Origin of the sequence: Streptomyces sp. NPDC005962, assembly GCF_040629205.1 — a bacterium.
Lineage (GTDB): Bacteria > Actinomycetota > Actinomycetes > Streptomycetales > Streptomycetaceae > Streptomyces.
The window spans coordinates 55,156-80,200 of sequence record NZ_JBEXVE010000010.1 but is presented as its reverse complement, the minus strand read 5'-3'; the positions used below and the strand labels follow the sequence as shown (position 1 = coordinate 80,200).

Sequence of the window (25,045 nt, the reverse complement as noted above, 5' to 3'; positions counted from 1 at the left end):
TCGCCTGTCCGGCTGCGGCAAATCGAAGCGAATCCGCACGTGGCGGCCCACTTCCACTGGCCGGTGGCCGAGCGACAGGGGGCGGTACGGAGGTCACCGGTCCGGGTCCTGTCGGCGAAGGCCGTCGAGGATGACGCTCATCAGCGGCCGCGCCGTCGACTCCCACTCGCTCCGCTCCAGTCGGCCGAGGTAGGCGATGAGCATCAGAACTCCGTGGGCGTCCACATCCGTGCGGAGGGAACCGGCCGCCTTACCCGCGTCCAGCAGCTGAGCGAGGGCGCCTTCGATGGGGTTCTCGCTGTGGGCGACGAGGTCCTGCCACGCCACCGGTTCGAGCGCCGCCAGGACGCCGCACTTGATCTCGGCGTAGTCGATCACCCGGTCGAGCCAGTGCCGCAGGGCCTCCACGGGCTCGTGTTCCACCAGCAGCGCGGAGGCCGCGGTCACGAGTTCCTCGACATCGCGACGGTAGACCTCGGCGAGAAGCGCCTCCCGGTTGGGGAAGTTCCGGTAGAGCGTCCCCTGCCCCACACCGGCGCGCTTGGCGATCTCGTTGAGGCGGACGTCGCTGGACTCGGCGACGGCGGCGCGGGCGGCCTCCACGATGCGGGTCCGGTTCCGCGCCGCGTCCATACGGCGTGCCGGGGCGTTCATAGATACCACCTCCCGGATGACCGTACCCGAGCCGACCTTCCACTCAAACGCACATACGACCCAGGACGCCTGATCACCTGGTGCATGCCAGGCAAGAGAGCCTCTGCCGCTCGCATCCGCGAAAGCATGCACAGTACATGCACACCTGCCGGGCGGGGCACCGGGAAACTGCCCGGCAACGCCGTTGTACCGCCCGGAATTTTGGCGTTCGGGAGCAAAAACGTGCGCCGGTTCGCGCCCGGCGTGCTGCCGCACGTACTGGCTGGGTGAAGAGGTCGGCTCTTTCGACAGCCGTCGGGAGACGGCGTGGAGGAAAAGGTGGGGTCACGGATGCAGGTGCTGCTCGTCGAGGATGATGCCTCGATCGCCAAACCGTTGGTGGACGGCCTGGCGCACTACGGGTTCGCGGTGGACTGGGTCGGTACCGGCGCCGCCGCCCTCGACGCCCCGCGGGGTGAGATGGTCCTGCTGGATCTGGGGCTGCCCGACATGGACGGTATCGACGTGTGCCGGCGCCTGCGGCAGGACTGCGATGTGCCCGTCATCATGCTCACCGCCCGGCGGGAGGAAGCGGACCGGGTGGTGGGGCTGGAACTCGGGGCGGACGACTATCTGCCGAAACCCTTCAGCCTGCGCGAACTCGTCGCCCGGATGCGGGCGGTGACCCGGCGCACCGCGGCGGGCGGCAAGCCCGGTGCGCCGGGTGCTCCGGGTGGCCCGGGGACGGCGCGGCCCGGGGAGTCGGTGCAGGTGGTCGGCAACCTGACCATCGACCGGCGGACCCGGCGGGTCGAGCTGGCGGGCGAGCCCGTCACGCTCGCGCCCAAGGAGTTCGATCTGCTCGCGCTGCTGGCCGAGGACCCGGGCGCGGTGTGCTCGCGGCAGCGGATCCTGGACACCGTGTGGGAGACCCATTTCTTCGGCCCGACCAAGACCCTGGACGTGCACATCTCGGCGCTGCGCCGCAAGCTCGGCGACCCCGGCCGCATCGAGACGCTGCGCTGTGTGGGGTTCCGTCTCGTCGTACCGGCACAGGACGGGCTGGACGGGCCGGATGCGATGGCGGACACGGACGTGGACGCGGACTGAGGCCGGTCGTCACCTCCGGGGCCCGGCGGGCGGTTTGTGCTGCTTGGTACCGAAGTCGGTGCCAACCGCCGTGCCGCCCGCGGCCACCAGCCGTACGACGACGTGGAGACCGCCCCCGGGGGCCCGGTCGAGCGTGATCTCGCCGCCACCGGCGTGCACCAGCTGCTGGACGATGGCCAGCCCGAGCCCGGAGCCCTCGTGGGAGGAGTCCGGGGCGCGCCAGAACCGGTCGAAGGCGCGCCGGCGCTGCTCCTCGGTCATGCCGGGTCCCTGGTCGATCACATGGAACTCCACCATGGGCTCGCCGCCCCCGTCGCCGCGGGTCCGGGCGCCGGGGGCGGTGGCCAGGGTGATCGTGCTGTGGAACGGGGCGAAGGACAGGGCGTTGGCGAGGAGGTTGTCGATGATCTGCTCCAGGGCGTCCGGGATCGCCCGGGCCCAGCCGACCGGCGGTCCGGTGACCGCGACGGTGACACCGTGCTCGGCCGCGAACCCGGCCCACATCTCGGCCCGGTCCCGGAGGACTCCGTCGAGGTGCACGGGCCCGGGGGTGGTCGCGGAGTCCTCCAGGTGGGCGAGGGCGAGCAGGCCCTGGACCATGCGGGTCAGCCGGTCGATCTCCTCGACGGCCGCGTCGACGGCGGCGTGCGCCCGGGCGCCGAGCCCCATCCGCAGGGTCTCCAGCTGCAGGCGCAACGCCGTGAGCGGGGTCTGGAGCTGGTGCGACGCCTCCGCCGCGAACGACCGCTGGGCGCGCAGCACATGCTGGAGCCGGGTGGCCGTGCGGTTGAACGACCCGGCCAGGCGGCGCAGTTCCGGCGGCCCCAGATCGGCGGCCAGCGGGGCGGAGAGGGCACCGTCGTACCCCAGTTGCGCGGTGGCCCCCTCCAGCGCGCGCACCGGGCGGGTGATCCAGCGGGCCAGCGCGAAGGCGATGAGCACGACCATCGCGAGCACGGCGACACCGATCACGGACAGCGTCCACCACGCCTTGTGTATCCGGGTGTCGACGCTCGTCGCGGGCGAGGTCGTCCACACCGCGCCGCGCACCTCGGGCCCCACGGTCACCGGCTCGGCCACGGAGACGAGCGCACGGCCCTTCGCGGGGCCGCGGAACATGCCGACCGAGCGCTCGTTGCGCAGCGCGGCCGTGACGGCGCGGTGGACGGTGGCTCCGTGCGCCGCGGCCGCGGCCGGTCCGGCCGTGGGGTTGTCGGAGTCCGTGAGGACCTCGCCGTCGAGGCTGAAAACCACCACCCGGCCGCCCATACACTGCGCGTACTCGGTCACGAAGGCGGCGAGGGTGGGGGTGCGGCCGGAGGGGACGTCCTCCTCGATCAGTTCGGCCACCATGAACGCGTCCCGCTGGGCGGAGTGGTACAGATGGGACACCTCATTGCGCTGAAAGAGCACGCCGAGCGGGATCTCAAGCCCCAACAGGACCAGCACGGTCAGGGAGAGATAGCTCAGCAGCAGCCGTCGAGTCATCGTGCCACGTCCTTCATCACATGCCGACGGGCCGCCGACGGCGGCCCGTACCGGGGGGAATCGCGGAGGCGGCGGCGGTTCACCCGCCGGCCCGGCACTCCTCCAGCATCCGCAGGAACCCTCGCACTTCGGTGAGGGCCCGTGGGTCGAGATCGGCCATGAGGATGTCCTCGCGCGCGGCCGGGAGCCGCCCGGCCGTCTCGCCACCGGGCCCGTGGACGGTCGTGCCGCCCGCGCACGGCCGGTGCGCGGGCCCGCCCACGGGGTTGACGAACAGCGCGTACATCGTGTTCTCCAGTGCCCGTGCGGCGAGGTAGACGGCGGCCCGGTGCTCGTTGCCGGCCGCGAAGGCGCCGGGACACAGGTAGCCGTGGGCCCCGGCGAGGGCGGCGGCCCGCGCGTGCTCGGGGAAGGAGAGGTCGTAACAGATCCCGAGCGCCAGCCGCCAGCCCTCGACCACGACGGCCGCGCCCCGCCCGCCCGGTGTGAACAGGCCGCGTTCGTCGGCGTGCCACAGGTGCTGCTTGTCGTACGCCACGACCGGCGCACCGGCGGGGGCGACGGCCAGCACGGAGTTGGTGAGGGTGCCGTCGTCGCGTCGTACGGCGGCTCCGGCCAGCACGGTCACGGAATGGTCCGCGGCGGCTTCGGCGAGCGGGTCCAGGCGCTGGTCGGCGACCCGGCCGAGGGCGTCGGCGCTCACCTCGTGGCGGTCGGGGGCGGCGGCGAGCCCGGGCAGGTCGTATCCGCACAGGTGCAGTTCGGGGAGGACGAGCACGCGGGCACCGCCGTCCGCGGCGCGTGCCGTCAGGGCGGCGGCGCGGCGCGCGTTGCCCGCCACGTCGCCGGGTACGGACTCGGTCTGGGCGGCCGCCACCCGGAGCGGGGCGGCGGGCAGGGCGGGAGCGGCGGTCGGGTTCATCGGGGTACCCCATGAGTGACGGGGGCGGTGCGGGCGACGGAGCGCGCGCCGAGTCCGGTGACCGCCGCGTATCCGGGCTCGGCGCCGTCCCGTTCGACCCGTACCCGGCAGCCGCCCAGCCGTTCCACCGGCAGCCCGGCGGGCAGCGGCAGATCGCGGAGGAAGTCGCCGTGCGGGGAGGGCGGATGGGCGCCGAGCGATACGGTCCCGCCGTCGGCCGTCAGCAGGCTCACCCGCCACCGGCCGTCCCCGTCTCCCGCCGGGCCGGTGGCGGCGATCCGCAGCGTCCCGGCGGGCAGCCACCGCGCGGAGGCGACGACCTCGGTGCGCCGTACCGGCGTGCCGAGGGTGTGCATCGCCCCGTGTTTGACCAGCGGCCGCAGGGCTTCCTCGGGCAGATGGGCGGCGACGACCTCGCCCGCGTACAGGGTGTGCGCCGGGAACCGTACGGTCTCGCGGAGTACGCATTCGAGCGCGACCACACCGCCCCGCACCCAGGGCGTGCCGGTGGCCTCGGGCTCGCCGAACCGGATCAGCTCGCTGCCGGTCTTGTCGATGTCGGCCACGGAGAAGCTGCCCGCGAAGTCGGCGACCGCGGCCTGGTCCTCCGAGCACAGGGTCAGCGAGAACTCCCCGGCCGCGGCGAGCAGCGCCCGGGAGGCGGCTCGCGGGCCGAGCACCACGGCGGCGTACAGGGGCGCCTTGTTGACGAAGTAGGACCACTCGGCCGCCATCACGTTCGCGGTGTCCTCGTGCCGCACGGAGACCAGGCCGACCGTGCTGGTGAGCTTCTTCCACAGGTCGCCGGGGACGTTCGGGGTCATGGTGTGCTCCAGCCTTTCGAGGCCGCCACCACTCGCGGTCGCGAGCCGGTGGCCAGCCGGAAGCCGACGGGGTAGAGGGGGCTGGGGAACGCGCCGTGGCGTCGGCGGGTGCGGGCGAGGTCGCCGAAGCGGGCGAAGCCGCCCCCGCGTGCCACCCGGTACCCGCCACCGGGGGCCGCGCCGGTGCGGGCCCCGGTGTGGACCAGGTCGTCGGCGACGTACGGGCCGCCGGGGTACGGGCGGTAGGTGTCGGCCACGAACTCCTCGACGTTCCCTGCCATGTCGAAGGCGCCGAACGGTGAGCGCCCCGCCGGGAAGGAACCGACCGGGGTGGTGGTGTGCACGCCGGTCTCCCGGGTGTTGGCCGCGGCCGGGTCGAAGGTGTCGCCCCACGGGTATTCCAGGCCCGATGGGCCCCCCGCCGCGTACTCCCACTCGGCCTCGCCGGGCAGCCGCCACGGATGGCCGGTGCGCTCCGAGAGCCAGGCGGCGTAGGCGTCGGCGTCCTCGGGGCACACTCCGGCGACCGGGTGGTTGCCCCGCTCGTACGGGTAGGCGCCCAGGTACCAGGTGGTGGGCCGCCGGGGGCGGCCGGTGTCCGCGAGGAAGTCCCGGTATTCGGCGTTGGTCACCGGATAGGCGGCGATCCAGAAGTCGGCGAGTTCGACCGGGTGCGCCGGTGTCTCCTTCTCGATCCACGCCTCCTCCACCCCGACGTGCGCCCACGCGTCGGTCACCGATGCCACCCGGTGCGGCGGCAGCCCGACGCGTACGGCGCCGCCGGGTACGGCGCGGGTGGCGGGCACCGGGCCGATCCGGGGGTCTCCGAGGAGCGCGAGCAGCCCGCCGGCGGCCAGCCGTTCGGCGAGCGGCCGGGCCGGGTCCTCCACGGCCTCGGCCAGCCCGGACGGGGTGAGCGCGGTGAGCCGGGCCGCGGCGTCGGGGGCGGGGCGCAGATGCCGTGGATCGGCGAGCTCGGCGTGCTCACGGAAGTGGGAGGAGACAGAGAAGGAGGGGGAGGAATCCGAGGGGGACGAGGCCGTCGTCCCGGTGGCGCTCATGCCCCCGCTCCGTGGAGCGGGCCGAGGGCGAGGGTGTGCCCGGCGTGACGTGCCTTGGCGGCCAGATAGCGGGCGTTGTCGTCGGTCAGGTGCAGTTCGGTCGGCACGGTGGCCGTCACCTCGATGCCGTGCTCGCGCAACTGCCGTACCTTGTCCGGGTTGTTGGTGAGCAGCCGGACCCGGCACAGGCCCAGCGCGCGCAGCATGGCCGCCGCCGTGCCGTACGTCCGCTCGTCGGCGCCGCGGCCGATGAGCCGGTTGGCCTGGTAGGTGTCGATGTCCCGGTCCTGGAGCAGATAGGCGTCCAGCTTGTTGTAGAGGCCGATGCCGCGCCCCTCCTGGCGGAGGTAGAGCACCGCCCCGCCGTGCTCGGCCACGCGGCGCAGCGCCTCGTCGAGTTGGGGGCCGCAGTCGCACCGGGTGGAGCCGAAGACGTCGCCGGTGAGGCATTCGCTGTGCAGCCGGACGAGGGGGACGTCCGTACCGCGCGGTGGCACGAGGCAGGCGAGGTGCTCCCCGGCGTCCGGCAGTCCGTGGAAGGTGACGAGTTCGGCGCGGCGGCGGTGGGCGCGGGCGAGGGGGATCGTGACGCGCGCCCGTACGCTCGCCCCGGCGCCGGAGTCGGTGGGGTCCTCGTGACCGGCGGCGCTCAACCCGCCACCCGCTCCGACTCGCGGACCGTCCGGGCCGCCTCTTCGGCCAGCTCGCCGATGTCCCAGGAGCGCAGTTCCCGGACCGTACCGCGGTGGTCGCGGCCGACGACGGACAGCCGTCCGTCCCAGCCCGCGACCGCCATGCGCCGCTCGTCCAGCCGCGCCATGCAGGACAGCCCCTGCCGGAACTCGGCGACGAGGCGGCCCTGGGACAGCGTGGCGGCGCCGTCCCCCCAGTCGTCCCCCCAGTCGACCTCCCAGGCGTAGAGGCCGAAGTCGTACGAACCGGCGAGCACCACGGGGGCCCGCGGGTCGCCGAGCAGGCCCACGCATTTGACGGACTCGTCGGGCCCGAGCAGGGTCCGCACCTCCGTCACCCGGACGCCGCCCCGCTCCCCCGGCGCCAGCAGGCCGACCTTGACCGTGTGGTCGCGCGACGCGGACGCGGCCACCCGTCCGCCCAGCTGGGTCACCGCGTTGACCAGGTTGCCGTGCTGCCAGAGGGGCACCCGGTCGTGCAGCGAACCGGCGGCGACGGTGCGGTCGGTGGCCGCCGAGAGGAAGCCGTCGCCGAGCGCGGACAGCGACTTCACCGATCCGCCGTGCGGCTCGCCGCGCTCGGTCACGGCGAGCGTCACCGGGTCCAGAGCGATCAGCTCCCCGTTGTAGGTGCCCGCGACGAGCCGGCCCCCGGTGAGGCAGAGCGACGGTACGGGCGCCCCGAGACCTGGGCTGACGGACCGTTCGGCGCTGTGGGGGCCCCGGCGGACCACATGTCCGGCGTAGGTACCGGCGTACACGGCGCCGTCCCCGGCGGCGAGCGAGAGCACGGGACCGTCGCAGAACTCCCGGGCCCGCACGGGCGGGGCCACGGCCCGGGCCTCGGCCCCGTCGGTGTCCATGGCGAGCACCAGGCCCGAGTCGCAGCCGATCAGCAGGTCGTCGCCGCGTACCGCGAGCGCGTTGACACCGTGGCCCGGCCGGTCCGGGGCGCTCAGCTCGGCCCCGGTGGCGAGGTCCAGCAGATGCGGACCGTTCCAGAAACTGCCCGCGGCCACCAGGCCGTGCGCTGTGGCCACCGACCGCGGCCACAGCCGGGCGTCGTGTACGCGCCGGACCCGCTCCCCGGTGAGGTCGAAGACATGCAGCGAGCCGTCGTACGCGCCCACCACGAAGGAGCGGTCGTCGTCCGCCCAGGCGACGGCGCGCGCCGCCGTGGTCGAGACGGCCACCGTCCGTACCCGTTCCAGCCGTGGGGTCAGCAGGTCCACGGCACCGTCGTCACGGGTGACGGCGAGCAACGCGCCGGAGTGCGACCAGGCGCAGCCCTCGACGGAGGAGGCGTAGTGGCGGGTGGCGGTCCGGGCGTGGCGGGGCGGGTGGCTGAGCGGGCCCGGTTCGCCGACGGCCACCATGCCGTCCTCGCCGACCGTGGCCACCAGGCCGTCACGGCTGACCGAGACCATCATGCAGTGGGCACCGTGGGTGGCGATCCCGGCGAGCAGCGCACCGGTCGTGGTGTCCCACAGGGTGGCCCGGCCGTCCTCGGAGACGCAGATCAGCCGCCGTCCGTCGGGCATCCAGGCGACCGCGTTGATGTCGTCGGTGTGCCGGGCCAGCACGGTGACCAGGCGGTGCCGTCCATGGTCCGGCACCCGCCACACCGCCACCGTCTTGTCCGCTGACGCCGTGGCCAGCAGCGAGGGCTGGGTGGGGTTCCAGGCGGCGGCGTTGACCAGGCGGCGGTGGCGCAGTTGGGTCAGCGGTACGGGGCGGATCGGCTCGGAGGTGTCCCACACCAGGACGGTGCCGTCGTACGAGCAGGTGGCGAGCCGTTTGCCGTCGGCGCGAAAGGCCACATGGGTGACGGGGGCGGCGTGGCCGCTCGGATCGGAGCGGAGCTCTATCGCGCGCATCGTGATTCCCTTCCTCGGCGGTCTGTCGTCACGCGCTCGTCCTCGCGGAGTGGTCGTGGTGTTCGCGGTCGTGGGCGTGGTCGTGGTCGTGGTCGTGGGCGTGGTGTTCCAGGACGTATGCGGCCGGGCGGCGGGGCAGCCAGTGGTCACGGAGCTTGCGGAACCGCAGCTTCTTGGGGCCCCGGTCCAGCCGGTAGAGCGACAGCAGCCCGGTGCGGCAGCCGACGAGGAGGTGGGGCGCCGTGCCGGTGTCCTGAGGAACGATCGACAGGGCCTTGGGGTAGTCGGGAAGGTCCTCCAGCAGGCCGAGGAACGCGCCGGTGAGGTAGTCGTAAGCAGCCAGCTGCATGCCGTAGGAGCTCGCGCACACCAGGTCGTCGGTGACCACGGCGTTCTCCACGGTGTTGGAGAGCAGCTTCAGCCAGCGGGCCACCACACCCTCGCCGATGATCAGTTCCTTCACCCCGCCGTCCCCGGTGAGGTAGGCCCGTCCGTTCCGCATCCACAGACGCTTGGGGTACTCGCCCTGGTCGAACCGCCAGCGCACGCTCCCGTCCGCCCGGTCGAGCAGGACGATGACGCCGTTGCGGGTGATGAGGAGACGGTCGCCGTCCGGTGTGTAGACGGCGGCCCACACCGGCAGCCCGTCCACGGAGAACGTGGCGAGCGGCCGTCCGTCGGCGGCGTCCAGCTCCACGGCGCCCGCGTTGGTCGCCACCAGCACCCGTCCGCCGTCCGGATCGGCGGCGACGGTGTGCGGCAGGGCGGGCAGTTCACGGCTCCAGCGGATCGTGCCGTCGGTATCGGAGCGGAAGGCCCGGTGGTCGCGGGTGATGCCCAGCCAGCCGGAGCGGAGCGGGGCCACCCGCCGGGTGAAGCCGAAGCCGGTGCGGTGTTCCGCCGCCACGTCCAGCATCGGTCCCGCCCCGGAGTCCCGTACCCGGACGACGGTGACACCGGTGTCGGTGGCGCAGTAGAGCGTACGGGGGTCCTCGGGCGATGGCTGGATGTCCCAGACGGCCTGCCGTGCGAACCCCATGGCTCGTACGAAATTCCCCTCGGCGTCGAGCTCGATCACCTCTCCGTCCTGGCACAGCACATACACCTCACCGCCCGCTCCCACGGTCAGATCGGAGAGCTGGTGCGGGAAGCCGGTCACGGTGCGGGCGATCCGGGGCTCCCGGTCGGTGTTGTCGAAGATGTGGAGCTCGCCGTCGAACCCTCCCGCGTAGGCGCGCAGATGGTCGCGGGAGAAGGTGACGAACTCGACGTCGTCGCGGGCGAAGAGGGATTCGGCCTCCTTCTCCCCCGCCGCGTCCACGATGACGATCCCGTTGGCGATGTCGGCGTTCTCCCCGGCACCGAAGTCCTGGGTGGCCCAGAATCTGTCGTGGCGCGCGTCATAGCGCACCCGGTGGATGTTGCCGTCGTCCAGTTTCACCAGGTCGGGGAAGGACCCGTCGGTGAACGAGCCGAAGCGCAGATGGCCTTTCTTGTCGGACACCGCGTGGCGAGTCGGATGGTCGGTGCAGGCCCACTCCATGGGGCTGGGGCCGCAGATGTTCGGGCGGATCTCCAGCACCTCGAAGGTATGGAGATCCACGACGAGCATCTGGCGGTGGTAGCCGCTGGTGACGAAGACCCGCCCCTCCCAGATCCCGATGCCGCGCGAACTCACCGGTGACGGGCGCTCCTTGGGGAGCAGCAGCGACGGATCGCACACGGTCGCCGGGTCCAGCCGGTCCACCAGCTCCAGCGTGTCCAGGGACCAGCGGAGGATCGCGCCCATCCGGTCCTTGCCGATCACCCAGCCGTCGGCGGCGGTGAGGCCGTAGACCGGCCGGCCCTGCGGCACGGCGGGGGACGACGCGACGACGTCCAGCCGTGCGTCGAGCAGATGGATTCGTCCGTGGGTGTCCGAGGCGAGCAGCCCGGTGCCGTCCACGTACACGATTCTGACGATGCGGTCTGTCGGCTTCACGATGGCGATTCCCTGCTGGTCCGGAGGCGGGGTGCGAAGGGCGGCCGGGGCCCGGCGGACGCCCCGGCCGACGGGCCGGTGGCGGCCGGGGCGGGTACAACCGGGGCGGTGGCGGCCGGGGCGGGTACGGGGCCTACTTGTTCGGCTCGACGCCCTGCCGGTCGCCGTCGTCGTCATCGGCGTCGTCATCATCGATGTCGTCGGCGTCGTCATCGGCGTCGTCGTCGTCGCACGAATCGTCGTCGAAGGTGCTGGCGCCGTCGGCCACTGCGGGGTCGGCGGCGGTCTCGGTGACCGCCCGGGTGAGGGCGTCCACCTGCGCGCCGCGCAGCCCGCCCTCGCCGACGAAGGTGACCTTCCAGACCGCGCGGCCGTTCTCCTCGCCCAGCCCGACTCCCGTGACCCGGCCGCCGCCCACATCCTGGAGCACCAGGTCCGCGGCCTGGGCGGCGTTCACCACTTCGGGCGTGGCCAACCCGGACCCGGTGCCGGAATCGGCCTTGGTCTGGGCGACCACGCCCTTCCCGCTCTCGTCGGACTGCCCCTCACCGGCCATGGCAAGCCCGGTCCCGCCGAGTGCCAGACCTCCGGCGGCGATGACGGCCAATAACGATTTCCGCATGAGTGCCTCCTGTGCGTCGGGTGTTTCCCGATTGGTTATAGGAGGCGCGGAGACCGTGTCGCCGTGGCGTTGTCCAAGCCTTATCCGCCCGCTGTCCATTTGCTGTTCTCTGCGTGGCCCTGGCCGACGTTTCGAGGATTCACCGGGGACGGGTCGGCGGGCATTGCTGGACAGCGGTCCGGCCGCCATGGCGGCCGTGGAGAATTCAGGGCAGTATACAGAGTGCGGCGAAGCCGTATCCAGCGCGATGTGCTACACGTCGGTGACGATCCGGGGGCACACACTGGCGTCCGGCCGACAACGGAAGAAGAGGAACGAACTTTTATGAGCCGAGGCAAGTCCGAAGCGGTCTATGACCAGCTCAAGGCTCAGATCCAGTCCCTCCGGCTTCCTCCCGGTGCGAAGCTGAGCGAGGTGCTCATCGGCGAACAGGTCGGCGCGTCCAGGACTCCGGTGCGTGAGGCGATTCGGCGTCTGGCCCGCGAGGGGCTGGTCGACTTCCGTCCCGGTGAGATCGCCCAGGTCGCGTCCATCTCGCTGAGCAGGGTGCGGGCACTGTTCGAGTTCCGCATGATCCTCGAACCGGCGGCGGCACGGATGGTCACCCTCGACGGCATCGCCCGCCCCGAGCTCCTGGAGCCCTTCCGGCGGATCGCCGTCGAACTCGGCGAGATCGCCGCCATCCTCGACACCGCGAGCCGTGAAGAGCTGGTGGCACGCTTCTACGATCTGACCGAGCGCTTCGATCAGTCCGTGATCGCCGCATGTCACAACGAACCCCTGGTGGCGACCATCGCCGACCAACGAGGACAGACGGCGCGGCTGCGCGGGATCTCCCACGCCGACCCCGCTCGACTGCGTCGCTCGCTCGAAGAGCACCAGCGAATGTGCGAGGCGATCCTCAGCGGAGACCCGGAGGCCGCGGCCCGGGAACTCAGCTATCACCTCACCGAGAGCCTGCGGACCATCATCAACGGCCTGACCAGCTCCATCGCAGGAACAGGCTCGCTGGAGATCGACATTCGGCCTTCGGCCTGACTCCGGCCGCCGCAACATCTGGCGGCCCTTTGCCGTGCGCCTGTATACTGGCCGAAATACTGCTCGTGACGGAAGGACGCCCATGCCTGCGATCACGGTGGAAGCCTCGTCGCTGACCAGGTTCAGCAGCGCGGTCCTGACCTCGACCGGCGTACCGGAACCCGACGCCCACCTGCTCGCGGACAGCCTGACCACGGCAGAACTGTGGGGTCACTCCTCGCACGGCATGCTCCGGCTGCCCTGGTACGTCGCCCGGCTGCGCAGCGGAGCGATGAAGAAGGTCACCGCCCCGACGACGGTCACGGACACGGGACCGCTGGTCGTGCTCGACGGCCACGACGGGATCGGTCAGGTGCTCACGAACCGAGCCGTGGAGGCGGGCATCGAGCGTGCCCGGACCCACGGCATCGCCGGCGTGGCGGTACGCAACTCCAACCACTTCGGCACCGCGGCCTATTTCACGCTCAAGGCCGCCGACGCCGGCTGCCTGGCGCTGCTGTCGACCAATGCCAGTCCGGCCATGGCACCGTGGGGCGGGCGGCGGAAGTCGGTGGGCAACAACCCGTGGTCGATCGCCGCGCCCGCGGGCTCCTACGGTTCCGTGGTGATGGACCTCGCGAACACGGCCGTAGCCCGGGGCAAGATCTATCTCGCCGCGGAACGTGGCGAACCCGTCCCCGAGGGATGGGCCGCGGATGAGCAGGGCGTTCCCACCACCGACGCCGACAAGGCGGTGGACGGTCTCATCCTGCCGATCGCGGGCCACAAGGGCTACGCGATGTCGTTCATGTTCGATGTGCTCGCGGGCGTGCTGACCGGCAGCTCTTTCGGAACTGACGTCGCCGGGCCCTACGACCCGGATCGGCGCTCCGGCTGCGGACACTTCCTGATGGTCGTCGATATCGCCGCGATGCAGCCGATCGAGGACTTCACCGCACGGATGGAGACCCTGGTGTCCCGCACCAAATCGGTGCCGACCGCGCCGGGCTTTCCGGAGATCTTCGTACCGGGCGAGATCGAGGAGCGCAACCGGTCCCGCGCGGTGGTCGAGGGCATCCCCCTCCCGCGGAAAACCTGGAAGGACCTCAGCACGCTCGCGGCCGAGGCCGATGTCCCGATGCCCGCTGTCACCGAGCCCGCGACCGTATGAACAGCGGCCGTGTGTACAGCAAGCGTGTGTACAGCGGCCGAAACGCGCATACCCGGTCCTCCCGGACCGCCTGACAACGTACGGAGCCGCCCATGCTCGCCCTGACCGTCTCCCTGCGGGTCCGCCCCGGCCACCGGGACCAGTTCGTGGCCGCCATCACCAAGAACGCTCAGGCGTCGTTCACCGACGAGCCCGGCTGCCGGTACTTCGACGTCACCGTCGACACCGCTGACGACCACCACTTCCTGTTCTACGAGCTCTACACCGACCAGGCCGCCCTCGACGCCCACCGCGCCGCTCCCCACTTCGCCGAGTGGCGCAAGGCAGCCGAGCGGCACGTCGTCCCCGGCAGCCAGAAGAACACCATCACCGAGCTTCTGCTGCACCACGTCTGAGGCCGCGCGTTCACCACCATCCGCACCTGCTGGGTCACCGGCTGACCCACCCCTGTCGAAGGAGCATCGTGTCCGCTGAGTCCGCCCATCGCCGCGACACCTTCCCGCCGTCCGTCCTGCGTCCGGCCGAGTTGGATGCCTTCTCCCGAGGCGGTGGCGCCAGGACGATCCCGCTGGTGACCAGGGCCCGCGGGGCCGAGGTGTTCCTGAGCGGTCAGACCCTGTTCGACGGAGGCGCGGGAATCCCGCTGCACACCCACAACTGCCCGGAGAGCGTGGTGATCCTCGAAGGCGACGCGATCGTCGAGATCGACGGACACGAGTACGAGGTCACGACGTTCGACACGACCTACGTCGACGCCGGCGTCCCGCACCGCTTCCGCAACGCCTCGGATACCGCGCCGATGCGCATCCTGTGGACGTACGCCTCGGTCGAAGCCACCCGCACGATCGCCGAGACGAGCGTCACGACCCGGGTCGACGCCGAGCACCACAGGCACTGAGGCGGCGCCGCGAAAGTGAGATCCCGCCCGATCCTCACTCCGCCGCCCCGGACCGGCGCGGCCAGCAGCTGGGGGCGTGTCTCGCTTTGACCGACCGTTCCGACAAAGAGGGCGGACCGCCGGTGTAGCCTACGGATCAGCTGTCATGGTTCCGAAGTACTGGTCGCCCGTGAGTTTGCGCACGGGCGATTTTGCTGTTCAGAGTCTCTGAGGACCAAGACGATCACCTCCGGCTCCCGCACGGTGCGGGAGCCGACTTCAGTACCCATGGAGGGCACAATGGCCAGCGGAACCGTCAAGTGGTTCAACTCGGAAAAGGGCTTCGGCTTCATCGAGCAGGACGGCGGCGGCCCCGACGTCTTCGCTCACTACTCGAACATCGCCAGCTCCGGCTTCCGTGAGCTCCAGGAAGGCCAGAAGGTGAACTTCGACGTCACCCAGGGCCAGAAGGGCCCCCAGGCGGAGAACATCACCCCCGCCTGATCGTGCACCTGCACTGCGCCCGCCCCGCGACACTAGCTGGGCGGGCGCCGTGCGCGCCGGGGCCGGGCTCACCTGCTCCTGAACGGCTTTCCGTCAGCAGGTGACGTCGGCGGCCGGTACCCGGCAGGGTGAACGTGACCTCGGGCTCAGGAGTCGCTCGGCGCGGACCCGGGGGTGGTGGGCACCGGCTTGTCGAGCATGGTGCAGACCGCGGCGTTCACCAGGGCCTTGTTGGCGGCGCCGGTCTTCGGCGGGGTCAGACCGAAGATCGTGGTGGTGAAGACCGAGACCGTGCGTCGGCCGGACGCGTCGGTGTAGTCCTCGCTGGAGTAGCCGGGGACCTGGCCGTTATGGCCCCAGACGGTGCCACAGGGGGTGTCCACCTTCTCCAGACCCAGCCCGTACCGGCGGTTCGGGAACTCGGACTCCTCGGCGACGGTGGTGCGCATCTCCTTCAGCTGGGCGGGCGGCAGGAGCTTGCCGGACAGCAGCGCGCTGTCGAACCGGGCCCAGTCCCGCGCGGTGGAGACCATGCCCCCGGCGGCCCACTCCGTGCTGGCGTTGATCCAGGTGGTGTCGACGTATCCCGCGGGCCGGGCCGGTCCGGCGAACGCCGTCCCGGCGGGCGTGCCCGGGGGAAGCAGCGGGCCGATGCGGGCGGCGGCCGGTTCGTAGCCGTGGGCGAGTGCGGGACTCTTCGCGGTGCCGGAGCGGGTGCCGGTGCCGGTGACCAGGTAGGTGTGCTTCAGGTGCAGCGGCCCGGCGATCCGCTCCTGGATCAGGTCGTCCAGGGGGTGTCCGGTCGCCTTCTCGGCGATCAGGCCGAGCGCGACGTAGTTGGTGTTGCTGTAGGAGTAGCCCGTGCCGGGTGCGAACAGCGGGTCGTGCCGGACGGCGGCGGCGATCAGCTCCCGGGGCGTCCAGGCCCTGGTGTCCTGGCCCGTGAACGCCTTGAGCGCGTCGGGGTCGTTGATGTAGTTGAACAGGCCGCTGGTGTGGTTCAGCAGCATCCGCAGGGTGATCGCGGCCCCGTTCGGGATGAGGCCCGGCAGCCATTTCTCGACCGGGTCGGTCAACTGGAGCCGGTGTTCGGCGACCAGTTGGAGGACCACGGTGGCGACCATCGTCTTGGTGTTGGAGCCCATCCGGAACGCGTCGCTCGCGGCGAGCTTGTGGTCGGCCCTGGTCCAGGGCGCCTGCCGGGCGATCTCGATAACCCGCCCGTTGCCCTTGTCGACCCGTACGACAACGCCGGGAGCTCCGGCGTCCACGTCCTGCTGGGCGAGCCTTGCCAGTCGGGCCTCCTGGGCTGCCAGCGCGCTGGGCCATCCGGTCGGAGTGCGGGCGGCGGTGCCCTGCGCCGAGGCGGACGTCTCGCAGCCCGCGAGCGTAACCGTCAGTGCCGCGGCCAGGGCCAGCGTCAGGTATGCCTGCCGAGTGTGGCGCGCGTAGGGCGTGTTCGGGAGCATGCGGTGTCCTCCTGGACGTGGGGCTTGGGTCGTCCGACCACTCCAGCCTCCCGGCCACGGGTACGAAGAACACGGGTGCCAGACCCCTGTGATGGTGGACAAACCCCCACTGTGCGGAGCCCGGCCCGCCGGTCATCATCAACGTCTGGCCCGCGATCGCGGCCTGGCGTCGGTCGGCCGGTCGATCAATCGACGCGGCACCGGCGCACGATGAGGGAGCGTGATGACTCACTCCGGCGAGCGCCACTCCCCCGGCGGCCCCGCCCCGCGCCCGGGCAGCGCCCCGCGTTCCGGCCCCGCCCCGCGTTCCGGTCTCGCCCTGCGGGTGAGCCTGCTGGGCTGGTCGCTGGTGCTGCTGCTCGGCGCGGTCCTGGGTTTCGGCCTGCTGACGCTCTGGAGCACCTCGGTGGCAGTCGTCGCGCTCGGGGTCGGCGTCCCACAGACCCTGCTGTCGACCGTCCTGGTGCGCTGGTTCGCCGACCTGCACCGCCAGTGGGCCGCCGACCGTCTGGGTGAACCGGTGGACCGGCCCTACGTGCCGACTCCCGACGGCCGTTGGCCGGTGCGGCTGTGGGCGATCCTGCGCGACCCGGCGAGCTGGCGGGACTGGGCCTGGCTGGTGGCCAACTCGATCACCGGGTGGTTCACCTATGGGCTGTCGTTCCTGTTCTTCCTCTGCGGCGCCTTCTACTTGAGCTATCCGCTGCTGTATGCGCTGACCCCGCCTCAGGTGTTCCGCACGCCGCTGGGCAACGGCTTCCGTCCGCACAGCGTCCAGGAGTCGTTCGCGCTGGTTCCGCTCGGCCCGGTGTTCTTCCTGCTCTGGTACACCACCGCCGTGCGGCTGGCGAACCTCAACGCCCGGGTGATCCGCTCCCTGCTGGCGCCCACCGAGCAGGCACGGCTACGGGCCCGCGTCGCGCAACTGGCCGCCTCGCGGGCCGAGACCGTCGACACCCAGGCGGGCGAACTGCGCCGGATCGAACGGGACCTGCACGACGGCGCACAGGCCCGACTGGTGTCGCTGGGCATGAGCCTGGGCCTGGCCGAACAACTCCTGCCCAACGATCCACAGGCCGTCCAGCAGCTGCTGGCCGAGGCCCGCGCGTCAACCGCCGGTGCCCTGGCCGAACTGCGCGATCTGGTACGCGGCATCCATCCGCCGGTGCTCGCGGACCGCGGCCTGGACGGCGCGCTGAAGGCCCTGGCCCTGGCCAATCCGATACCGACGACGGTGGTCACCCGCCTGCCCGGGCGGTTGCCCGCGCCGGTGGAGTCCGCGGCCTACTTCGCCGTCGCCGAGGCCCTGACGAACGCCATCAAGCACGCCCGGGCCCGGCGCATCCAGATCACCGTGGAGTTCACGCCCCACCCGGGCACGACGGCGGGATCACTGACGATGCGGGTGTCCGACGACGGCCGCGGCGGCGCCAGTCCCGACGGCGGCACCGGCCTGCGGGGCATCGCGCACCGACTGGCGGCCTTCGACGGCACCCTGACCGCCGACAGTCCGCCCGGCGGACCCACCGAGATAAGGATGTCGCTGCCGTGCGCATCGTCATAGCCGAAGACCTCTCCCTGCTCCGGGAGGGCCTGATCAGGATCTTCCAGGCCAACGGCTTCGAGGTCGCCGACGCCGTCGACAACGCACCCTTTCTGATCAGGGCGCTGACGACCCACCGGCCCGATGTCGCGATCGTCGACGTACGGCTGCCCCCGACCTTCACCAACGAGGGCCTGCGCGCCGTGATCGACGTACGCAAGCAGATCCCCGCCCTGCCCATCGTGGTGCTCTCGCAGTACGTCGAGCAGCTGTACGCCAGGGAACTGATGTCGGACCGCGCCGGGGCGGTGGGCTACCTGCTGAAGGACCGGGTGCTGGACGTCGGCCGGTTCGTCGCAGCCGTCCGGCAGGTCGCCGCGGGCAGTACGGTCATGGACCCCGACGTGATCAGCGCCCTCCTCACCCACCGCTCGGCGGACCCCCTCCTGCGGGAGCTGACCCCGCGTGAGCACGAGGTGCTCTCGCTGATGGCCCAGGGCCGCTCCAACGCCGCCATCGCCGGGCGGATGTTCGTCAGCGAGAAGACCGTCAGCAAGCACAGCTACAACATCTTCGCCAAACTCGGACTCGAACCGTCCGAGGACGACAACCGCCGGATACTGGCCGTACTCGCCTACCTGGAAGGCTGAGCCGGCCCCGGCACCGCCGACCCCGGCACCGCCGCTCGCGCACAAGCACACGGCGAGAATTGATACGCATATCGCATGTATATATGCCGGTTTGATGCTGGACGCCGATCCGCTGTCGCTCGGAAACTCTCGGCGTAAGACCTCCGCACCCGGCCCGTCCCGCCCATCGCACGCTCCCGCCCAGAAAACCCAGGCCACCGGACGACGCGAAGAGGACCCATGCCAAGGATCACCAGACGTACGGCACTCACCGCAGCCGCGAGCGCCGTCACCGCGACCGCGTTAACCCCGGCGACGACCGCGGCGGCGACCGACGCCACGACAGCGCGCCGACCGGGAACACCCAAGCTGAATCCGGTTCTGCGCTGCGACCTGCTCACGCGGGTGACGCCGAGGCACAACTGGCTGGTGACAGCCGTCGCCATCCGGTACGCGGCGCCCATCGACCCGCGCGGCGACGTGATCCCGCCCTCCTCGTTCCAGGTCACCGCCACCGTGGGCGGGAAGACCGCGGCCCGGACGGTGACCCGCGTCTACCCGAACACCGCGGCCGAGGTGGACGACCGTGCCCGCCCAGGACGTCCGGGCGACCACCTGATCATCGAGCTCGACCCCGGCGACACCAACGCGCGGGCCTCCGGGGCGACCGACCCGCTTCCGCTCGACCGCGCCTACGCGGTCAGGCAGGTGGCCGACGTAACGGCGCACGGCAACGGCAACGGCAACGGACCAGTGCTCGCGGCGCGTCCGTTCGCCATCCGCAACGATGGAGTCCGCACCCCCGTGGTGGAGGGCTTCACCTCCGGATCGTTCACCGACTCCACCGGGTTCGAGCTGGACTTCCGCCTCCATCAGCCGACCGGGTACCTTCGGCGGCCCGGGGCGGGCACCCGGTATCCGCTCGTGGTCACCCTGCACGGCGGCGGCGAGGTCGCCGACAACAACATGACCCAGCTCACCGCCAACCGGATAGCGGTCGCCTTCGCCAAGCCCGAACGCCAGCGCAGGAACCCGGCATTCGTGCTCGCCCCGCAGATCCCGCTGCCCCGCCCCATGGACGGCCCGGACGGCACGGACTGGACCGACGCCAAGGTGCGGGGCGCGTTGGTCGCGCTCATCGACGCCACTGCGGCCGCGTACCCGGTCGACGCGGACCGGCTCTACCTCGTCGGCCTGTCGTCGGGCGCGCGGGGAATCCTCGACCTGCTCCCGAAGCAGCCCCGCAGATACGCCGCGGCCCTCGCCACCGCGGGCTGGGGAGACCCGTCCGTCATGGCCGGGATCGCGCACATCCCGCTGTGGGCCGACCACTCCGTCGACGACCCCACCGTCCCCTACAAGGAGGGGCGCTTCGGCAAACCCGGCACCTGGACGCTGATGAACGCGCTGGAGGACTCCGGCGCCAAGGTCACCCGCGGGGAATGGGGCAACGACCTGCCCAAGGCGGACTTCGAAGCCCGGTCCCGGGCGCTGCTGAGCCAAGCCCGCCGTACGGGCAGCCATGCGCTGTTCACCAGCTACCCGGCCGGAACGACGCCGGTGAACCCACACGGGGCCTGGGCGCAGACATACGAGAACGACGTCGTCATCGACTGGCTCTTCGACCAGTCGCGCTAGCCGACCGGGCCTTCCCCTTGCCACGGGGACCCGCTCACCGCGCGGTGTACCCGCCGTCCGCGTAGACCTCCGAGCCAGTCATAAAGGTGGAATCGTCGCTCACCAGGAAGGCGACGACGGCCGCGATCTCCTCACCACGGCCCAGCCGTCCGATCGGGGTGCCGTCCAGCATGGCTTCGTGGCGGGCCGTTCCCTCGTACCGCTCGAGCAACTGCCGGGTCCCGATGAATCCGGGGTGCAGGGAGTTGACGCGCACTCCGGATTCCGCCCAGTGCAGCGCCGCGTTCTTGGTGAGCGTGCGAACGGCCCCCTTCGCCGCGTGGTAGGCCGCGCTGTTCCCCATGCCGCCCACCGTGCCGAGGATCGAGGACAGGTTGACGATCGATCCGCCTCCCGAGGAGGCGATGAGCGGGCCGAGGTGCTTCATGCCGAGCCAGACCCCGGTGGAACCGATCGACATGACCGCCTCCCAGTGCTCGACCGTCTCGTCCTCGACCGTGGCGATGCTGCCGATGGCAGCGTTGTTGACCAGCCCGTCCAGTCGGCCGTACTCACTCCGGATGAGGCTCGCCACCTCGATCCACCGCGACTCCTCGGCCACGTCGAGCCGCGCCGTCACATGCCGTCCGGGCGTGCCGTCCAACTCGGCGGCGAGAGCGGCGCACGCCTGCTCGTCCAGGTCGGTGAGCACCAGGTGGGCGCCCTCCTCCGCGAGTCTGGCCGCCGTGGCCGCGCCCAGCCCCCCGGTGGCGCCGGTCACGCACACGACCTTGTCCCTGATGCGTTCGTCTACCGCTGGCACAGCACACCTCATTCATCGGGTCAGCCGAGGCTGACGAGCGTCTTCCCGGTCGTCCGACCGGCGATCATCTCCGTCAGCGCGTGCGGAGCCGACTCCAAGCCCGCGAAAACGGTCTCGCGATAGTCCAGCTCGCCGCTGCGCAGCCACCCGGTCATCCGGTGCCGCATCCGCTCCATGAGATGCAGGTTGCCGCTCCCGCGGAACCCGCGGAGGGTCAGGTCCTTGGACACCGCGAGGAACAGGTTCCGCGGCCCGGCCGGGCCGGACTCGTACTCCGAGATGGCGCCGCACATCGCTACCCGCCCGCCCCTCCTCAGGTGCGACAGGGCGGCCTCGAGGTGGGTCCCCCCGACGGAGTCGAAATAGACGTCGATTCCGTCGGGCGCGAGGTCGCCCAGCCTTGCCCCGATGTTCCCCGCGCGGTAGTTGAAGGCGTCGGCGCCCAGGCGGTCGCGCAGCCAGTCGACCTTGTCGTCGGTGCCCGCGCTGGCCACTACCCGGTTGCCCATGAGCCGGGCGATCTGCACGGCCAGGCTGCCCACCGCCCCCGCGGCGGCCGAGACCCAGACCGTTTCCCCGCCTCGCAGCGCGTCGACGACGTGCAGACCGGCGTAGGCCGTCAGCCCCATCCCGCCCAGCGGGCCGAGATACCACCGCGGCTCGCATTCCTCGACGTCCAGGCGTGTCAGGGTGCCGAGTCCGCCGAGCTGCTCGGCACCCGCCTCCACGACGGCGTACTCGCGCCAGCCCTGGGCGTGCCACACGACGTCACCCGGGGCGAAGCCCTCGGCCCGGGACTCCACCACCTCGCCCACGGTCATGATGCCGTCCATGGCGCGGCCGGGAGGGAAGGCGGCGAAATATCCGGAGGGCGCGTCGGGACGCAGCCGCAGCCGGAGCCCGGGGTCCACCGATGTCCACGTGTTGCGTACGAGCACCTGCCCCGGCCCGGGCCGGGGCACAGCGACCTCGACCACCTCGAAGTCGTCCGGACCGACGCCGCCGACCGGGTACGTCCTGACCCGGATCTCCCGTCCTGTCCGCATCATGCCGGTACCGGCTTCGGCGCGCAGCACTGTTCAGTGCCTCCGGCGTGGCTGGCGGGGATCACAGCGAGGACCATACTGAACCAATATCAGTTTGGTTTGACCCAGTGCAACGGTAAAGCGTGTCTTGACCGCCGAAAGTTGGCCGACCCTGACCTCACTCCTCAGTCCCGCATGACCTCGGGTTCGTGCCGCCGCAGCAGGCGGGCCACCGCGAAGCCGCAGACCAGCCCGATCGCCAGAAGCACACCGAGGTCGATGCCCCACTGGGTGACGGTGTGGGCCCACAGCGGGTCGACCTCGTCCGGCTTGTCGAGATCCCAGGGCGGCATGGTGTGCGCGAGGTCGAGCGTCGTCCCGGCGCCCGCGACCGCCCAGCGGGCGGGCATCAGCCAGCCGATCTGTTCGATGCCCGGAGAGTCGAACAGCTTGAAGAGGACCCCGGTGAAGACGACCTGGACGACGGCGAACATCACGAGCAGCGGCATGGTCTTCTCCGCGGTCCTCACCAGCGCGGAGATGACCAGGCCGAACATCATGGCGGTGAAGCCCAGCGCGCTGATGACCACGCAGACCTCGACGGCCGTGGGCATGAGCAGTCCTTGGGCGGGCAGCTGACGGACGGAGAAGCCGATCGCGCAGATGACGACACCCTGCATCGCGGTGATCAGACCGAGGACGATCACCTTCGACATCAGATACGCGGACCGGGACAGCCCCGTGGCCCTCTCCCGTTCGTAGATCACCCGTTCTTTGATCAATTCACGCACGGAGTTGGACGCGCCGGAGAAGCACATGCCGACGACCAGCACCAGCAGGATCGTTCCGGACTCCTGGTTGTAGCGGAAACGGCTGCCCGGCGGTGGTGGGGCGAGTCCGAAGGTCGCGGGAATCAGGCAGCTCACTCCGCCCAGCACGGCCGGGAGCAGCAGCATCAGCACCATGAAGCCCTTGTCGGAGGCGATGACCGACACATAGCGGAGCATCAGCGTCCACAACTGACCGATCCAGCCCTGTGGTTTGGGCTTCAGAGCTCGTGCGGGCGGCTGCGTCGCGGGGGCGCCCGGCTGTCGCGGCGGTTCGGCCGAGTCGATCTCCGCGGCGCACCGGTCGTACTGCCGGGACGCCAGCCAGCGCCCGCCCCAGTCGTCGTCGCGATGGTTCTCGAAGGCGGAGAACACATCGGCCCAGCTTTCGTGACCGAAGTAGTCCAGGGCCTCGCCCGGGGGACCGAAGTACGCCACGGAGCCACCGGGCGCCATGACCAACACCCGGTCGCACAGGGCCAGTTCGGCCACCGAGTGCGTCACCACCAGCACGGTGCGGCCGTCGTCGGCGAGCTCCCGCAGCAACTTCATGACGTCACGGTCCAGGCCCGGGTCCAGACCGGAGGTGGGCTCGTCGAGGAAGAGCAGGGAGGGCTTGGTCAGCAGTTCCAGGGCAACGGACACCCGCTTGCGCTGACCGCCGGAGAGCGAGGCGATCTCCTTGCCCCGGTGAACGTCGAGTTTGAGCTCCTGGAGCACCTCGTCGATACGGGCCTTGCGCTCGGCCGCCTTGGTGTCACCGGGAAAGCGGAGCCTGGCGGCATACTTCAGAGCGACGTCGACGGTCAGCTCCTTGTGCAGGATGTCATCCTGCGGGACGAGGCCGATACGGTGGCGCAGCTCGGCGAACTGGGCGTAGAGATCACGGTGGTCGTAGAACACCTGACCACGGTCCGCGGGCCGGTAGCCGGTGAGCGCGCGCAGCAGGGTGGACTTCCCGGAGCCCGACGGCCCGATCACCGCGACCAGCGACTTCTCGGGGACGCCGAAGGAGACGTCGTCCAGGATGGTCTTGCCGCGCCCGACGGTCACTGTCAGGTTGCGGGCGGTGAAGGAGACCTCCCCGGTGTCGACGAACTCCTCCAGCCGGTCCCCGGCGAGACGGAAGGTGGAGTGGCCGACGCCGACGATGTCATGCGGGCCGATGATCCGGCGGCGGTCCACGGGCTGCCCATTGACATAGGTGCCGTTGTGACTGCCGAGGTCGACGATTTCGAAGCGGCCGCCGGGCAGGGGCCGGAACTCCGCGTGGTAGCGGGAGACATACGGCCCCTCCACCATGAGTTCGTTGTCGTCCGCGCGACCGATGCGCAGCCGCTGCCCCAGGACGAGTCGGTGGACGCCCGAGGGTTCCCGGTCGAGGGAAAGGGTCGCGGCGGCTCCACGGGGCTCGGCCGTGGGTCCTTCGGACCGGTGGGTGTCCCGGGCCCCACCCGCGTCCACGGGAGTCCGGGGAACGTCGGCACGGGCGAGGTCGGATGCGGCGTGGTGGAGGTCGGATGCGGCGTGGTGAGAGAGGGGCCGGAACAGATCCTCGCCATGGGCCACCGCCCCCATGGGGGCTCCCGGAACCTCCCCCGCCCGGGGACCCGGTACCACCGGGGGCGTGGCAACGGCCTCCGACGTGCCCCGATCCGTGGCACCCGGGGCCATGGGACGAGCCTCGCCCTGGGGCAGCCCCGCGCCTGCCCGAACATCGGCACGCGCCTGATCGTCACTCACCGCCGCCGCCACCGGCGCTTCGGTGAAGTCCAGCCGCGTGCCGGTGGAGACGTCTCCCAGCCGGATGATCGAACCGCGGCCGATCTCGATCCGCTGGATACGGTGCCCGTCGGCGAACGTGCCGTTCGCGCTGCCGAGATCTTCGATGACCCACGTTCCGCCGTCGCAGCGGATCACGAGGTGCCGGCGGGAAACCCGGCGGTCGATGCACGAGATGTCGGCCTGCTGATCACGCCCGATGGTGTAGCTCCGGGACGCGTCCAGGGTCCAGGTGCGTCCAATGGCATGCAGTACAAGTTCCGGCACGTCTGCCCCAAGTCGGTCGTGTGCGCCGAGCCGTCGTCTGTACGAGGACAGACGACGGCTCGGACGGTTCCTGCGGTTCCGGCGTGCGCCCGGACGTCCCGCGTGCGGATGAGCGTCATACGGGTCTGCGACCCGGTCCCGGGCACGTCGGCCCCTACGATCATGGCCGGTATGGAAGAGGGCGCGGGACATCCGGAGGTTGCGCGTCATCGCACGGAGTCGGGGTCCCTGAGGCCCGGAAATCCGAATGTGCCTGGTGGCAGTGTGCGTTGCGCCCGGCTGCG

Annotated in this window: 22 protein-coding genes; 9 read left to right on the top strand and 13 right to left on the bottom strand. The window is 71.3% G+C overall.

The window, feature by feature from the left end; translation table 11 throughout:
- Positions 1-93 precede the first annotated feature (93 nt).
- The gene (locus tag ABZ370_RS18635; RefSeq protein WP_358621793.1) at positions 94-654 is read right to left on the bottom strand and encodes a TetR/AcrR family transcriptional regulator; all 561 of its coding nucleotides are present in this window, start codon (positions 652-654) and stop codon (positions 94-96) included.
- Positions 655-984: 330 nt separating this feature from the next.
- Between ABZ370_RS18635 and ABZ370_RS18630 the strand changes: the two genes are divergently transcribed.
- Positions 985-1,743, top strand: a complete 759-nt coding sequence (locus ABZ370_RS18630; protein WP_358621790.1) for a response regulator transcription factor — start codon at positions 985-987, stop codon at positions 1,741-1,743.
- 9 nt (positions 1,744-1,752) lie between these two features.
- Here ABZ370_RS18630 and ABZ370_RS18625 read toward each other — a convergent pair whose 3' ends face one another.
- The 8 genes from ABZ370_RS18625 to ABZ370_RS18590 form a co-directional block, all read right to left on the bottom strand.
- Positions 1,753-3,231, bottom strand: coding sequence for a HAMP domain-containing sensor histidine kinase (locus ABZ370_RS18625; RefSeq protein WP_358621787.1), 1,479 nt, complete (start codon positions 3,229-3,231; stop codon positions 1,753-1,755).
- Positions 3,232-3,310: 79 nt separating this feature from the next.
- Entirely contained in the window at positions 3,311-4,153 is an 843-nt protein-coding gene (locus ABZ370_RS18620; protein ID WP_358621785.1) for a carbon-nitrogen hydrolase family protein, read from the bottom strand.
- Entirely contained in the window at positions 4,150-4,977 is an 828-nt protein-coding gene (locus ABZ370_RS18615) for a flavin reductase (RefSeq protein WP_358621782.1), read from the bottom strand. Before ABZ370_RS18615 ends, ABZ370_RS18620 begins: the two co-directional genes overlap by 4 nt.
- Entirely contained in the window at positions 4,974-6,038 is a 1,065-nt protein-coding gene (locus ABZ370_RS18610) for an SUMF1/EgtB/PvdO family nonheme iron enzyme (RefSeq protein WP_358621779.1), read from the bottom strand. The genes ABZ370_RS18615 and ABZ370_RS18610 overlap by 4 nt, the downstream gene beginning before the upstream one ends.
- Entirely contained in the window at positions 6,035-6,691 is a 657-nt protein-coding gene (gene ribA / locus ABZ370_RS18605; protein ID WP_358621777.1) for a GTP cyclohydrolase II, read from the bottom strand. Before ribA ends, ABZ370_RS18610 begins: the two co-directional genes overlap by 4 nt.
- A complete protein-coding gene (locus tag ABZ370_RS18600; RefSeq protein WP_358621774.1) occupies positions 6,688-8,607 on the bottom strand; it encodes a WD40 repeat domain-containing protein in 1,920 nt (639 codons plus the stop codon). The genes ribA and ABZ370_RS18600 overlap by 4 nt, the downstream gene beginning before the upstream one ends.
- A 28-nt stretch (positions 8,608-8,635) precedes the next feature.
- On the bottom strand, positions 8,636-10,588 hold the full coding sequence (locus ABZ370_RS18595; RefSeq protein WP_358621771.1) for a PQQ-binding-like beta-propeller repeat protein: 1,953 nt from the start codon (positions 10,586-10,588) through the stop codon (positions 8,636-8,638).
- A 133-nt stretch (positions 10,589-10,721) separates the two neighbouring features.
- On the bottom strand, positions 10,722-11,210 hold the full coding sequence (locus tag ABZ370_RS18590) for a hypothetical protein (RefSeq protein WP_358621769.1): 489 nt from the start codon (positions 11,208-11,210) through the stop codon (positions 10,722-10,724).
- 324 nt (positions 11,211-11,534) lie between these two features.
- On the opposite strand from ABZ370_RS18590, the gene ABZ370_RS18585 reads away from it, so the two are divergent.
- The 5 genes from ABZ370_RS18585 to ABZ370_RS18565 all read left to right on the top strand — a co-directional run bounded on the left by ABZ370_RS18585 (position 11,535) and on the right by ABZ370_RS18565 (position 14,779).
- Positions 11,535-12,248: a GntR family transcriptional regulator gene (locus tag ABZ370_RS18585; protein WP_358621766.1), complete on the top strand. Its 714-nt coding sequence runs from the start codon at positions 11,535-11,537 to the stop codon at positions 12,246-12,248.
- Between the two features lie 82 nt (positions 12,249-12,330).
- Positions 12,331-13,398: an Ldh family oxidoreductase gene (locus ABZ370_RS18580; protein WP_358621763.1), complete on the top strand. Its 1,068-nt coding sequence runs from the start codon at positions 12,331-12,333 to the stop codon at positions 13,396-13,398.
- 92 nt (positions 13,399-13,490) lie between these two features.
- Entirely contained in the window at positions 13,491-13,793 is a 303-nt protein-coding gene (locus tag ABZ370_RS18575; RefSeq protein ID WP_358621761.1) for a putative quinol monooxygenase, read from the top strand.
- 68 nt (positions 13,794-13,861) lie between these two features.
- A complete protein-coding gene (locus tag ABZ370_RS18570) occupies positions 13,862-14,296 on the top strand; it encodes a cupin domain-containing protein (RefSeq protein ID WP_358621759.1) in 435 nt (144 codons plus the stop codon).
- 279 nt (positions 14,297-14,575) lie between these two features.
- Complete coding sequence (locus ABZ370_RS18565) at positions 14,576-14,779, top strand: cold-shock protein (RefSeq protein WP_010982331.1); 204 nt, start codon at positions 14,576-14,578, stop codon at positions 14,777-14,779.
- Between the two features lie 146 nt (positions 14,780-14,925).
- Here ABZ370_RS18565 and ABZ370_RS18560 read toward each other — a convergent pair whose 3' ends face one another.
- On the bottom strand, positions 14,926-16,248 hold the full coding sequence (locus ABZ370_RS18560) for a serine hydrolase domain-containing protein (protein WP_358621754.1): 1,323 nt from the start codon (positions 16,246-16,248) through the stop codon (positions 14,926-14,928).
- 223 nt (positions 16,249-16,471) lie between these two features.
- Between ABZ370_RS18560 and ABZ370_RS18555 the strand changes: the two genes are divergently transcribed.
- The 3 genes from ABZ370_RS18555 (at position 16,472) to ABZ370_RS18545 (ending at position 20,058) form a co-directional block, all read left to right on the top strand.
- A complete protein-coding gene (locus tag ABZ370_RS18555) occupies positions 16,472-17,812 on the top strand; it encodes a sensor histidine kinase (protein ID WP_358621751.1) in 1,341 nt (446 codons plus the stop codon).
- The gene (locus ABZ370_RS18550; RefSeq protein WP_358621748.1) at positions 17,797-18,441 is read left to right on the top strand and encodes a response regulator transcription factor; all 645 of its coding nucleotides are present in this window, start codon (positions 17,797-17,799) and stop codon (positions 18,439-18,441) included. The genes ABZ370_RS18555 and ABZ370_RS18550 overlap by 16 nt, the downstream gene beginning before the upstream one ends.
- Positions 18,442-18,660: 219 nt before the next feature.
- Positions 18,661-20,058 (top strand): PHB depolymerase family esterase, encoded by a 1,398-nt coding sequence (locus ABZ370_RS18545; RefSeq protein ID WP_358621746.1) that lies wholly within the window; start codon positions 18,661-18,663, stop codon positions 20,056-20,058.
- 34 nt (positions 20,059-20,092) lie between these two features.
- Here ABZ370_RS18545 and ABZ370_RS18540 read toward each other — a convergent pair whose 3' ends face one another.
- The 3 genes from ABZ370_RS18540 to ABZ370_RS18530 all read right to left on the bottom strand — a co-directional run bounded on the left by ABZ370_RS18540 (position 20,093) and on the right by ABZ370_RS18530 (position 24,761).
- Complete coding sequence (locus ABZ370_RS18540) at positions 20,093-20,860, bottom strand: SDR family oxidoreductase (RefSeq protein ID WP_358621744.1); 768 nt, start codon at positions 20,858-20,860, stop codon at positions 20,093-20,095.
- 20 nt (positions 20,861-20,880) lie between these two features.
- Complete coding sequence (locus ABZ370_RS18535; protein WP_358621741.1) at positions 20,881-21,936, bottom strand: NADP-dependent oxidoreductase; 1,056 nt, start codon at positions 21,934-21,936, stop codon at positions 20,881-20,883.
- Between the two features lie 134 nt (positions 21,937-22,070).
- A complete protein-coding gene (locus ABZ370_RS18530) occupies positions 22,071-24,761 on the bottom strand; it encodes an FHA domain-containing protein (RefSeq protein WP_358621738.1) in 2,691 nt (896 codons plus the stop codon).
- Positions 24,762-25,045: the final 284 nt, after the last annotated feature.

Bases quoted from the DNA above. Each gene is read 5' to 3' on its own strand.
- ABZ370_RS18610 (WP_358621779.1), bottom strand. From the start codon at position 6,038: ATGAGCGCCACCGGGACGACGGCCTCGTCCCCCTCGGATTCCTCCCCC.
- ABZ370_RS18560 (WP_358621754.1), bottom strand. From the start codon at position 16,248: ATGCTCCCGAACACGCCCTACGCGCGCCACACTCGGCAGGCATACCTG.
- ABZ370_RS18575 (WP_358621761.1), top strand. From the start codon at position 13,491: ATGCTCGCCCTGACCGTCTCCCTGCGGGTCCGCCCCGGCCACCGGGAC.
- ABZ370_RS18625 (WP_358621787.1), bottom strand. From the start codon at position 3,231: ATGACTCGACGGCTGCTGCTGAGCTATCTCTCCCTGACCGTGCTGGTC.
- ABZ370_RS18630 (WP_358621790.1), top strand. From the start codon at position 985: ATGCAGGTGCTGCTCGTCGAGGATGATGCCTCGATCGCCAAACCGTTG.
- ABZ370_RS18580 (WP_358621763.1), top strand. From the start codon at position 12,331: ATGCCTGCGATCACGGTGGAAGCCTCGTCGCTGACCAGGTTCAGCAGC.
- ABZ370_RS18615 (WP_358621782.1), bottom strand. From the start codon at position 4,977: ATGACCCCGAACGTCCCCGGCGACCTGTGGAAGAAGCTCACCAGCACG.
- ABZ370_RS18565 (WP_010982331.1), top strand. From the start codon at position 14,576: ATGGCCAGCGGAACCGTCAAGTGGTTCAACTCGGAAAAGGGCTTCGGC.
- ABZ370_RS18600 (WP_358621774.1), bottom strand. From the start codon at position 8,607: ATGCGCGCGATAGAGCTCCGCTCCGATCCGAGCGGCCACGCCGCCCCC.
- ABZ370_RS18590 (WP_358621769.1), bottom strand. From the start codon at position 11,210: ATGCGGAAATCGTTATTGGCCGTCATCGCCGCCGGAGGTCTGGCACTC.
- ABZ370_RS18620 (WP_358621785.1), bottom strand. From the start codon at position 4,153: ATGAACCCGACCGCCGCTCCCGCCCTGCCCGCCGCCCCGCTCCGGGTG.
- ABZ370_RS18545 (WP_358621746.1), top strand. From the start codon at position 18,661: ATGCCAAGGATCACCAGACGTACGGCACTCACCGCAGCCGCGAGCGCC.
- ABZ370_RS18555 (WP_358621751.1), top strand. From the start codon at position 16,472: ATGACTCACTCCGGCGAGCGCCACTCCCCCGGCGGCCCCGCCCCGCGC.
- ABZ370_RS18635 (WP_358621793.1), bottom strand. From the start codon at position 654: ATGAACGCCCCGGCACGCCGTATGGACGCGGCGCGGAACCGGACCCGC.
- ABZ370_RS18585 (WP_358621766.1), top strand. From the start codon at position 11,535: ATGAGCCGAGGCAAGTCCGAAGCGGTCTATGACCAGCTCAAGGCTCAG.